10 protein-coding genes are annotated in these 10,874 nt (G+C 71.2%); 4 read left to right on the plus strand and 6 right to left on the minus strand.

All coding sequences use genetic code 11. The annotated features are described in order from the left end of the window. The first annotated feature begins 203 nt into the window (after positions 1-203). Positions 204-677: a cupin domain-containing protein gene (locus STRIP9103_RS01485; RefSeq protein WP_009294781.1), complete on the plus strand. Its 474-nt coding sequence runs from the start codon at positions 204-206 to the stop codon at positions 675-677. Between the two features lie 250 nt (positions 678-927). Beyond that, a complete protein-coding gene (locus STRIP9103_RS01490) occupies positions 928-1,761 on the plus strand; it encodes a hypothetical protein (RefSeq protein WP_141582884.1) in 834 nt (277 codons plus the stop codon). A gap of 95 nt (positions 1,762-1,856) precedes the next feature. Here STRIP9103_RS01490 and STRIP9103_RS01495 read toward each other — a convergent pair whose 3' ends face one another. Beyond that, the gene (locus STRIP9103_RS01495) at positions 1,857-2,159 is read right to left on the minus strand and encodes a hypothetical protein (RefSeq protein WP_009294786.1); all 303 of its coding nucleotides are present in this window, start codon (positions 2,157-2,159) and stop codon (positions 1,857-1,859) included. A gap of 165 nt (positions 2,160-2,324) precedes the next feature. After that, complete coding sequence (locus tag STRIP9103_RS01500; RefSeq protein ID WP_009294783.1) at positions 2,325-2,687, minus strand: DUF488 domain-containing protein; 363 nt, start codon at positions 2,685-2,687, stop codon at positions 2,325-2,327. A 194-nt stretch (positions 2,688-2,881) separates the two neighbouring features. On the opposite strand from STRIP9103_RS01500, the gene STRIP9103_RS01505 reads away from it, so the two are divergent. Continuing rightward, positions 2,882-3,676, plus strand: a complete 795-nt coding sequence (locus tag STRIP9103_RS01505) for a uracil-DNA glycosylase (protein WP_009294779.1) — start codon at positions 2,882-2,884, stop codon at positions 3,674-3,676. A gap of 157 nt (positions 3,677-3,833) precedes the next feature. On the opposite strand, the gene STRIP9103_RS01510 is transcribed toward STRIP9103_RS01505, so the two are convergent. Further along, complete coding sequence (locus STRIP9103_RS01510; RefSeq protein ID WP_048819499.1) at positions 3,834-4,391, minus strand: hypothetical protein; 558 nt, start codon at positions 4,389-4,391, stop codon at positions 3,834-3,836. Between the two features lie 88 nt (positions 4,392-4,479). Further along, positions 4,480-4,854 (minus strand): hypothetical protein, encoded by a 375-nt coding sequence (locus tag STRIP9103_RS01515; protein WP_009294787.1) that lies wholly within the window; start codon positions 4,852-4,854, stop codon positions 4,480-4,482. Between the two features lie 410 nt (positions 4,855-5,264). Between STRIP9103_RS01515 and STRIP9103_RS01520 the strand changes: the two genes are divergently transcribed. After that, the gene (locus tag STRIP9103_RS01520) at positions 5,265-9,131 is read left to right on the plus strand and encodes an nSTAND1 domain-containing NTPase (protein ID WP_009294776.1); all 3,867 of its coding nucleotides are present in this window, start codon (positions 5,265-5,267) and stop codon (positions 9,129-9,131) included. On the opposite strand, the gene STRIP9103_RS01525 is transcribed toward STRIP9103_RS01520, so the two are convergent. Then, positions 9,067-9,573 (minus strand): Hsp20/alpha crystallin family protein, encoded by a 507-nt coding sequence (locus tag STRIP9103_RS01525; protein ID WP_063747250.1) that lies wholly within the window; start codon positions 9,571-9,573, stop codon positions 9,067-9,069. The two genes, STRIP9103_RS01520 and STRIP9103_RS01525, sit on opposite strands and share 65 nt — an antisense overlap. Positions 9,574-10,310: 737 nt before the next feature. Further along, positions 10,311-10,874, minus strand: a 564-nt coding sequence (locus STRIP9103_RS01530; protein WP_009294790.1) for a universal stress protein, incomplete at its 5' end; no start/stop codon positions are given.

Consider the following 10,874-nt stretch of genomic DNA (forward strand, 5'->3'; position numbering starts at 1 on the left):
GGACCTCAAACAGGCACAACCTCGGAGTTCACCGCACTTCAGCGCCGCTTGCAGGCCGGCCCGGCTCGCACACGGTGTCCCTCCCCCTGAGGGACACCCATTTCACGGACTCACGGCCCCGAGCCCACCGCCCGGATGGCGGACTTCCGTCGCCCCGGCGATGGGAACACCTGAGAAGGGCCACCGAGGAAGGGAGCGGCGCCATGGCCAAGAACGCCCACGTGCGCCACAGCGGCGACGGCAAGGCATTCTGGATGCTGAACAGCCTCTACGAAGTCAAGGCATCGAGTGACGAGACCAACGGCGCGATGACCGTCATGGAGATGACCATTCCGGAGGGGATGGGTCCCCCGCCCCACACCCACCCCGGAACCGAGAGCGTATATGTCATCGAGGGGACGCTGCGCTACCACATCGCCGATGAAACAGTCGAAGCCGGTCCCGGGTCCTTCATCCATATCCCCGAGGGCACATTGGAGAGGTTCGAGCCCACCAGCACGGTACGGCTCCTGATCACCTACACTCCAGGCGGTATCGAAGGATTCTTCGCCGAGGCGGGTGAACCGGCCGAGCGACGGGAGCTGCCGCCCCAGTCCGATGTGCCGCCGGACGTTGATCGCCTCATCGAGATCGCCAAGCGGCACGGAGTCCAGATGCAGCCGATGCCGGGCGCCTAGCTCGTAGGGCCGGCCGGACAGGTCCTCGTCGCAGGCGCTCAGAGAGCCGTCGACAGCAACGCCTCGGGCACGGTCCGGGGCCGTCGGCGCTGCGGCCCCGGACCATGGCTGCGGCGCTGCGGCACGAGTTGATTCGCCGCTGCGTCCGCAGCGGCAGTTTTCGGCCAAGACCGCCGCCCCCGGACACACATCGGCCCCGACCGCATCGGGTACTCGCTGGTCACCGGCGTACGAAGGGCGGCGAGTGACCATGGCGAACGATGTCCTCGAGCGAGGCGACATCTACTTCGCGTACCGGCCCCGAGTCGAGCAGGAGCAGGTCCACGACATCGAAGAGGTCCAGCGCCTCTTCGTGATCCTTCAGCCTTCCGACGGCGATCACAGCCGCCGTCTCGTCATCGGACGCAAGCACCTGCCCCAGCCGGAGGAACACGAGCGGCTCTGGGGCTTCGTCGATGAGGTGGTCGGCCGACCGGAAACCGTCGAAGAGGAACTGGAGCGGCGGACGTACGACACCCGAACGCGCGGCAAGCGGACGCAACCCGAGGCGCGGCCGGCTGGAGAAGGCCGCTACGCGATCGTCCGGCACGGCAGCCACACCCATCTGAGCTACGAACTCGAGCTGCCCGAACAGCCTGGTGCCGTCCAGCAGGAGCTGACCATCGAGCCCGAGGCGAGCTACATCCTCGCGATCAAGAATCCTTTGGCCGGCGCACCGGCGGAGGCAGGCCTTCCCCCACAGCAGCGGCCCGACCTGCCGGGCCGGGAGCAGGAACGGTTCGGGAGGCGGCGGTTCACCGACGCCGATCCTGAGCTGCTCGACCAGGAGGGCATCGAGTTCGTACTGATCGGCGCCGCCCACGACGTCGAGGAGGAGCTGGACGTCCGGCTCGACACGGAGGCCGAAGACGCCGAGTCGGCCGACATCTTCCCGCCGACTGCACATGCCACCCGAGAAGCACCCCACGGAACCGCTGACGGAGGGCGAGTGGCGCTGACCAGCCTGCCACGTGCGGCGCTCCTGGCGCCGGCGCGGGGCGACGAAGCCGTAGGGAGGCTGAGCCGGCCGACAGCACGCTCGTAGGCCTGTACCGGGCTCGCAGGCCTGTACCGGGCTCGCAGGCCTGTACCGGGACCGGCGGGAACACGACGGCGAGCGGCCGGAGGGGCCCTACTCGCTCACGGCTCCCGGCGAGGGATGGCGAGTTCACGGCCGCGGTAGAAGCCTTCGCGCTCGTCGACGACGTACGGGGCCATGGCCGCACGCCGCTGCGCCTCCGCCTCGGAGGTCCGCCAGGAGTCGCATGCGTCCTTGGAGTCCCAGAACGACACCCCGGTGATCTCCTGTCCGTCCTCGGACCAGTACGCGAAAGCGCGACGCAGCCCCTGTGGGGAGGGCTCCGGTCGCCACGACGTCTCGAAGTCCTCCAGGGTGCCCGGCCGAAGGTGGCGCGTCGTAACCCAGACGAACTGCTCCTCCATGGAAGCCTCCTTTGCAGCGTCGGCCCGGCTGGGCGTGCCCCCTCTTCGACCACCGTAGATGCAGAGCACCAGTTGTGCCCGCGTGAGATGCGGAGCACCACTTGGACCCGCGTGCCGCGACGGTGCCGTACCGGCGGGCACCGTCACGAAGCGCGCAGCTGAAGGTCACCCCTTCCGGCCCAGCCATTCGGCGAGTACCGCGGCCTGGCTGTGCTCCACGTCCTTGGTGGCCGTCAGCAGCGTGAGCTTGTCATGGGCAGCAACATCCCGCAGGTGCTCGGCCGCCTCGCGGTGCTCCGCGTCACGCAGTTCCGCCAGGTAGCGGCGGCGGAACTCGGTGAACCGGCTGGGCTCATGGCCGTACCAGCGGCGCAGATCGCTCGACGGGGCGACATCACGCAGCCACTCGTCCAGATGAGCGTCCTCCTTGCGCATGCCCCGCGGCCAGACACGGTCGACGAGAATCCGCTTGCCGTCGTGAGGAGTGGTTTCTTCGTAGACTCGCCGGTAGGTGATCTGCTCGGCCATGGCGGCGCCCTTCCCACCACATCGGGCTGCACGAGGATCCGTCCGACCTCTCCATTTTATCGGTGACCGCCTTTGTCGTTCATCGGTGGCGCCTTTGTCGGTGACCGCCGCACTGGCCGGTGGAGTGCCTGCTGAGAGCAGGCCCGACCGCTCGCGCGCTCGTCACAGGGAGGGGAAGGGAGGCGGAATGGGACATGCGAGGCGGTCAGTCGGCGACCGAGGAACATGACTTCCCCGCGGTGACGGCTCCCCGGACGGGCACACTTCGTGACTTGGACGCCGCGGTGGCCGCCTGCCGGGCCTGCCCTCGGCTGGTGGCCTGGCGGGAGGAGGCCGCGCGCCTCAAGCGCAGGGCATTCAGGGACTGGGAGTACTGGGCCAGGCCGGTGCCCGGCTTCGGCCCGCCGGACGCGTCGCTGGCGATCATCGGACTCGCTCCGGCCGCGCACGGCGGCAACCGCACCGGGCGCATCTTCACCGGTGACCCGTCCGGCGACGTTCTCTACGCCGCCCTGTACGACCTGGGTCTGGCATCCCAGCCGACCGCCACACACCGCGACGACGGGATGGAGCTGTACGGGGTACGGATCACCGTGCCGGTGCACTGCGCACCGCCCGCCAACCGGCCCACCACCGCCGAACGCGACACCTGCCGCCCGTGGCTCGCCCACGAGCTGGAGCTCCTGCGCCCGACGCTGCGGGCGATCGTGGTGCTCGGAGCCTTCGCCTGGCAGGCGCTTCTGCCGGTGCTGGCCGACGCGGGGTGGCGGCTGCCCCGCCCCCGCCCGGTCTTCGGGCACGGCGCCGAGGCGCTGGTCCGCGATGCCGACGGCGACCAGGAAGTGCGTCTGATCGGCGGCTACCATCCCAGCCGACGCAACGTGTCCACCCGCACCCTCACCCCCGGCATGCTCCGGAACGTCCTGCGGCGCGGCGCCGAGTCGGCCGGACTGCCGGTGCGGACCGAACGCCAGGGCACCCCGCCCTGACGTTCCAGACGTTGAAGTTCATCCCGGCCACCACCCGAGCGTCGTCCAGTCCGTCCAGTCCGTCCAGTCGGAAGGCGATGGACGAAGGCGATGGACGAAGGCGATGAACGACGACGACGGCCTTCGCGCGTGTGCCGCGCGAAGGCCGTATGCGTGGTCAGCAGGGACGGATGTTCCGCACCGGTGCCCAGTTGACGCCGGTGGTCTGGACGCTGCGGGCTGCGGGCATCCACCAGGTCGACCCGTTCGTGAAGGTCAGCAAGGGCTGAGTGCCCGCGGTCTGGTTGTTGTCCCACGAGCCCGTGGTGACCCAGGGAATGCTCCACGTCACGCCGCACCTGTACATGCCGATGTTCGCGCCGCTCAGGTTCTGGTTCTGGTACGCGCAGAACCATCCGTAGCGCGCTCCGCCCACACACTCGGTGGAGTTGGGCCCTTCCGCGGCCACGCCCATGTCTCCCAGCTGCCGGGGCTGCTTCTCGCCCGGTACGGGGATGTTGAGCACCGCGCCCTTGAGGTCGATCTGGTTGGGCGAGATCTGGGTGCCCTTTCCGTCCAGCTTGGTGAGGTAGGCGTCCACCTCGTTCTGCAGACCGGTGGCCTGCTCGACGCTCAAGCCGGCCTCGCGGGCCTCGGCGACGAAAGCCGCGCGGCCGTCGGGCGCGGCGCTTGCCACGCTGGTGCTGACGACTGTGGCCAGGACCGTCATCGTCATCGCGAGGATGGTGCTCGCCAGGCTTGCTCTTGTCTTCCTGTACACGGTGTTCCTTTCGTCGTCGGATACAAGGAGCCCGCAGCGGTCTCTAGCAGGTCGGGGAGTCCATGATCCGGATCCTGCTGACCACCCAGCTGTTGTTGTCGACCCAGTTGTTCGGCTGCAGACAGAGCGTCGAGCCGTTGGTGTAGTACAACAGCGCCCCGTCGTCATTGCGGGAGTTGAAGACCCACTCGGAGTTGTAGCTGCGGGAACCGAGGTTCTGGGGGCTGCTGGTGATGTCCTGGTAGGCCGCGGTCGGCACCCGTGCGTTCCAGTCGGCGTCGGTGAGGTAGAAGCAGACTCGCGGCCAGTTGCATCCATAGGCCGTGTCGGCCGAGGCGGTGGGAGCCGTGGCCAGGCCGGCGGCGGCGAGCGACGCGGCTGCCGCCCCGATGACGGCGATTCGTTTGATCACGCTCATGATTCCTCATTCCTTCCAGCAGGTGGGCAGGCCAGGGATGGGCTCGTAGTTCTCCCGGGCAGGGATTTCGCGTTGGCATGCGAACCAGGTGTCGCCCGCGTACAGACAGCCGCTGCAGTCGGTCACGGAGGACCGATCGGCGTCGAAAGAGCTACGGCGGCTGCGGTGACGCGGCGGTCGGACCGTCCGCTCCAGGTGTAGCGGCCCGCACGTTGTTCGCGTTCGGTCACTGGTGCCGAACAAACAACTCCTGAAAAATGCGAAGAAGCAGTGCACGCTGCGGCACGGGGGAACGGGGAGCCACGGGGAGCTGCGGGGACCATCGGGGAGGTGCGGCGATGCCGCGCAGAGAGAGACCACTGGACGCGGGGGACGGTCCGTTAGTCGAATTCGCCGCGGGATTACGGCAGTTGAGGCGGAAGGCCGGCAATCCGCCGTACCGGCGACTGGCGGAGCAGGCGCACTACTCGATTTCGACCCTGTCCTCCGCCGCGTCCGGGCAGCGGCTGCCGACGCTGGCGGTGACGCTCGCGTACGTACGCGCCTGTGACGGGGACGCCGAGGAGTGGCGGGAGCGTTGGCGGGAGGCCGCGGAGCTTCTCGGGGCGGAGGGGGATCCTGCTGCCGGGGCGGGGAAGGAGGCCGGGCCGCCGCCTCCGTACGCGGGGCTGCGGTCCTTTCGGGAGCAGGACTCCGAGTGGTTCTTCGGGCGGGAGCGGCTGTTGGAGGAGCTGGTCCGGCGGCTGGAGCGGCAGCGGTTCATGGTGGTGATCGGGGCTTCGGGGTCGGGCAAGTCCTCGCTCTTGCGCGCCGGGTTGGTGCCGCGGCTGAGAAGAGCGGCGGGTACGACGGTGGTCGTACTGACGCCGGGGGCGCGGCCGTTGGAGGAGTGCGCGGTGCGGCTGGGGGCGATGGCGGGCCTCACGCCGGGTGCCCTGTATGAGGAGTTGATGGCGGACCCGGAGAACCTGGGGCGTGTGGTGCGGCAGATCACCGCCCGGTCCGCCCGGTCCGCCCGATCCGCCGGTTCCGGCGCGGCCGACGACAGCGACGGCCACGGCGACGGCGACGGCGACGGCGACGGCGACGGCGACGGCGACGGCGACGGCGACGGCGAACTGGTGCTGGTCGTCGACCAGTTCGAGGAAACCTTCACGCTCTGCCGGGACCCCGGCGAGCGGAACCGCTTCGTCGAGGCCCTCGTCGCCGCCGCTTCGGACGGCAGTGGCCGATGTCGTGTCGCACTGGGGGCACGGGCCGACTTCTACGCGCACTGCACCCACCACGCGCTCCTGGTGGAGGCGATGCGCGACGCACAGGTGCCGGTCGGCCCGATGAGCCTGGACGAACTGCGCCGTGCGGTGATGCAGCCCGCTCAGCGGGCCGGGCTGACCGTCGAGGGCGCACTGCTGGCGACGCTCATCGCACAGGCACACGGCCAGGCAGGCGTGCTGCCGCTGCTGTCGCACGCGCTGCTTCAGACCTGGCGGCGACGGCGGGGCAACGCGCTGACACTGGACGCGTTCGAGGCGGCGGGCGGGCTGGAGGGCGCCCTCGCGCGCACCGCCGAGGAGTTCTACCAGCAGCTGGACGCAGGGCGGCAACAGCTGGCCCGGCAGGTGTTCGTACGACTGACCGCGCTGGGGGACGGGACGGAGGACACCCGGCGGCCCGCCCGCCTGGAGGAGCTGCACGGGCTGGCCGGGGCGGGCGACGGCGAGATCCGTGCCGTACTGGACCTGGCGGCGGGCGCACGACTGCTGACACTGGACCGCGAGCGGGTGGAGCTGGCCCATGAGGCGCTGATCCGATGCTGGCCCAGACTGCACCGCTGGCTGACGGAGGACCGCGAGGCCACCCGGACCGCGCGCCGGCTCACCGACGCGGCCCAGGCCTGGGAAGCACTGGGGCGGGAGCCCGGCGCGCTGTACCGCGGCACCCGTCTCGCCCTGGCCGCCGGGCTCGACCGTACGACGCTGTCCGTGCCGGAGCGGGAGTTCCTCGACGCCGGTCTTGCCGCCCAGGCGGCGGAACAGGCGGCGGTGCGGCGCCGGGCCCGGGTCCGTCACCTGGGCGTGGCGCTGCTGAGCGTCCTGCTCGTGCTGACCACCACGACCGCGGCCCTCGCCATACGGGCACAGCGGGCGGCGGACCAACAGCGTGACGTCGCCGGTTCCCAGCGCGCCGCCGAACGGGCCGCGGCGCTGCGCACGGTCAACCCGTCTCTGGCCGCCCAACTGAGCCTGGCCGCCTACCGCCTGTCACCCACCCCCGAGGCGCGCGGCAGTTTGCTCAGCACCTTCGCCACTCCGTACGCCACCGCGCTGACCGACCAGCCGGGCGCCGTCACCGCGGTGGCGTTCAGCGCCGACGGCCGCGTCCTGGTCACCGGCGATACCGAGGGGACCGTGCGATTACGGCGGATGCCTGATCCGCACCGGCCGGCCGAGCCGGTCACGTTGGCCCGCCTCGGCGGCGCCGTACACACGGTCGCCGTCAGTCCCGACGGGCGGCTGCTGGCGGCAGGAGGCGAGGACGGGACAGTGGTGCTGTGGGACATCGGCGACGTACGGCGGCCCCGGCTCGCGGCGCGGCTGCCGGTCGACGCCGGTCCGGTCGTCGGGGTGGGGTTCGGCCCCGGCGGACGTACCCTCGCGACCGCCGCTCGCGACGGGATCCGGGTGTGGCGTCTGTCGGATCCCCACCGACCGCGCGGCCTCACCACACTGGACGCGGGCGCCGACGTCACCGCGGTGGCGTTCCACCGGGACGGGCGGACACTGTCCACGGGGCATGGTGACGGGACAGTGCGGCTGTGGGAACTGGCCGCGTCGGGCGGGCAACTGCGCCGGCTGTCGACCTCAGCCGGTCACAACGGCCACACCGGCCGGGTGAACACGGTGGCGTTCACCCCTGACGGCCGCCAACTGGCCACCGGCGGCGCGGACTTCACCGTACGACTGTGGGACGTGGCCCGGCCGCGCCGGCTCCGCGCGACGCAGACGCTCACCACGCACACCGACGCGGTCAACGCCGTCGCCTTCAGCCCCGACGGCCGCCAACTGGCCACCGCCGGCACCGACGCCACCGTACGTCGGTGGGACATGACCGGTTCCGGTTCCGCCCGCGAAGCGGCGGTGCTCACGGGACACACCGGCAGCGTCGGCACGCTGGCCTTCGGTCCCGGGGGTCGCACGCTGGTCAGCGGCAGCGAGGACCAGAGCGCCCGCATCTGGGACCTGCCCGGCCCGGCCCTGACCGGCCACACCAGCTCGCTCTACTCCGTCGCCTTCAGCCCCGACGGCCGCCTGCTCGCCACCGCGAGCTACGACCGCACCGTGCGCCTGTGGAACCTCACGGACCGGCACCGCCCACGCGAACTCCCCCCGCTCACCGGCCACACCGGGCCCGTGAACTCGGTCGCCTTCAGCCCCGACGGCCGTACCCTGGCCAGCGCCAGTGCCGACGGCACCCTGCGACTGTGGACGCTGGGAGCGGCACAGCGCGCCCGACCACTGCGCACCGTTCCCGGTCGGATCGGCCACATCAACACGCTGGCGTTCAGTCCCGACGGTCGCACCCTGGCCACCGGCGGCGAGCAGGGGGCCGTACGCCTCTGGAACACGACGGACGTACGCCGCCCCCGCCCGCTGTCCGCCCTGCCGGGAACCAGCGCCGTGGACTCCGTGGCGTTCGCCCCCGACGGCCGTACCCTGGCTGTGGCCAGCCGGAACCACACGGCCACCCTCTGGAACGTCACCCGCCGACGGCACCCGGCCCGCCTGGCGGTCCTCACCGGTCACACCGGTGCGGTGAAGTCGGTCGCCTTCGCCCCCGACGGTCGCACCCTGGCCACCGGCAGCGAGGACCGCACCGTACGGCTGTGGGACCTCACCGACCTCCGCCACCCGCTCACCCGCGACCGCCTCACCGGTTACGCCGACGGGGTCATGTCCGTCGCCTTCGCGCCAGGCGGCCGAAGACTGGCCACCGCCAGCGCCGACAAGAAGGTGCGACTGTACGGTCTGACATACCGCGGCGACGTCCGGGAACCGGTGCTGCTGACAGCCCACACCAAGCCGGTGGACGCCCTCGCCTTCAGCCCCGACGGCCGCACCCTGGCCACCGGCGGCGAGGACTGGACCGCCCTGCTGTGGGACCCCGACATCGAACGCGTCGCGTCCCGGATCTGCGGCACGGTCTTCCCGACGATCACCCGCGCCGAGTGGCGCCAATACTTCCCGCAGTGGAAGTACCGGCCGCCCTGCGGGAGTTGAGGGTGTTCCGCCGGACCGTTCTGATCCTGGTGTCCGGCTCCGGCTCCGGAACTGAAACCGGAACCGGAACCGGAACCATGATCGTCAGAACGCTGTTCTTGTACTCCACGACCGCTTCGCCGTGCCTGGCCCCGGCCGGCAGGGCGGAGTGGACGACTGTGCCGTAACGGAACCCGGTTGGACGGCCCGTCTCCGTGCTCCCCTCATCGCGCTCAACCCTCAGGGTCAGAACGGCTCCCGAGACACTGATGTCGACGTCCTCGGCCGGATCGATGCCCGGGAGGTCGGCCAGCAGCACGAACATCTCGTCGGTCGTTCGCTCTTCGACCCGGATGCCGCGCGTCCCCGGCGCGGTCTCCACCACGGGCAGCCCGGCCTCATTCCACGTGAAGAGGCCGGGCGGCGTCGGCATGTCCTGCAGCCGCTCGATCACGCCGCTCATGGCTACCTCCTCGTCCTCGCCGTTCCAGCGTCATGCGCCGAGGGCCGGACGTGCATGGGCCGACCGGCCCATGTCGAGGAGCCGATGGTCCCTGGTCGGCTGAAGCTGTGAACTCGCGCTGCGACCAGGGAGAAGACCGGTCGTGCTCGCCGTCGCACCCGGCGACTGAACCGCGCGGGCGGCTCCTTCCGGTCATACGACCTCTACCGGTATGCCACGGGCGCGGGCGTAGGCCACAAGGTGAGCCGTGGCGTCCGTGCCGTTGCCGGGTGACCCGTCCCGGACCGCCAGGATGTTCTGGCTCTCCTCGACGATCCGCTCATCGGCACCGATGCGGGCGTGCCGGTCAGCGGGATCGAGGTACGAGTCCGGTGGCGCTCCCGGCGAGGCGTTCCAGGCGAGCCTGTATCTCCCTCTCCACCAGCTCCAGCGTGGCCGGAAGCCTGTCCTCCCCTGTCGCGAACCGCCGGAGGCACGGGCATCTCCTCGTAGAGCCCCCGCACCTGCTCGTGATCGCCCGGTGCCACCGGGCGGATGCGCACGGTGGTGCCGTCCGCGAGCAGGGCGTGGACCGTGGGTCGGCTGAGCGCGTCGTCCGTCATGGCGGGTTTCTTCCAGGCCTCTCGACACCTCGCAGCATCCAGCGGACCGGAGGGCTGCCCCGTGGGCTGACCCGGGTGAGCCGAGGGCCGGTCGGCCCTGACCGTGGTTCGGAGGGGTCCCGCGTCCGGGGACGATCACGCTTCCTCGGGTACGACAACGACCGGGCAGGTGGAGTGGTGCAGCACCGCGTGGGCGACGCGGCCGAGTTGGAGCCCGTAGTGGCCGTGGCGGCGCCGGGCGCCGACGATCAGCAGGTCGGCATCGTGCGAGGCGTCCGTCAGCACCCTGCGGGCGGGGCCCTCGGCGGTGCGCCGGTGCACCTCGACGTCGGGCGGGGCGTCGTGCAGCGCGGCTTCCAGTGCCTCCACGGCGCGCTCCTCGTGCAGCCGGGCGGGTTCGCCGGCCAGCAGGGGATGGTCGATGGTCTCGTGCGCCGGGCGCCGCCAGGCGCGTACGGCGTCCAGGGGCACCCGGCGCAGCCGCGCCTCCTCGTAGGCGAAGCGCACGGCCGCCGAGTCCTTCGCGTTCTCACCGATGCCCACGACGATGCGGCGGTGAGTCCCGGGATCCGCCTGGTTGTCGTGGCCGCCACGCACCACGATCACGGGGCAGTGTGCGTGGCCGGCCACGGTCAGGCTGACGGAGCCCAGCAGCGCCTCGGCGAGCCCGCTGCGGCCACGGGTGCCCACCACCACGGC

Source organism: Streptomyces ipomoeae 91-03 (assembly GCF_000317595.1).
GTDB lineage: Bacteria > Actinomycetota > Actinomycetes > Streptomycetales > Streptomycetaceae > Streptomyces > Streptomyces ipomoeae.

Coding starts and splice junctions, on each gene's coding strand:
- STRIP9103_RS01485 (WP_009294781.1), top strand. CDS start 204: ATGGCCAAGAACGCCCACGTGCGCCACAGCGGCGACGGCAAGGCATTC.
- STRIP9103_RS01490 (WP_141582884.1), top strand. CDS start 928: ATGGCGAACGATGTCCTCGAGCGAGGCGACATCTACTTCGCGTACCGG.
- STRIP9103_RS01495 (WP_009294786.1), bottom strand. CDS start 2,159: ATGGAGGAGCAGTTCGTCTGGGTTACGACGCGCCACCTTCGGCCGGGC.
- STRIP9103_RS01500 (WP_009294783.1), bottom strand. CDS start 2,687: ATGGCCGAGCAGATCACCTACCGGCGAGTCTACGAAGAAACCACTCCT.
- STRIP9103_RS01505 (WP_009294779.1), top strand. CDS start 2,882: ATGCGAGGCGGTCAGTCGGCGACCGAGGAACATGACTTCCCCGCGGTG.
- STRIP9103_RS01510 (WP_048819499.1), bottom strand. CDS start 4,391: ATGACGATGACGGTCCTGGCCACAGTCGTCAGCACCAGCGTGGCAAGC.
- STRIP9103_RS01515 (WP_009294787.1), bottom strand. CDS start 4,854: ATGAGCGTGATCAAACGAATCGCCGTCATCGGGGCGGCAGCCGCGTCG.
- STRIP9103_RS01525 (WP_063747250.1), bottom strand. CDS start 9,573: ATGAGCGGCGTGATCGAGCGGCTGCAGGACATGCCGACGCCGCCCGGC.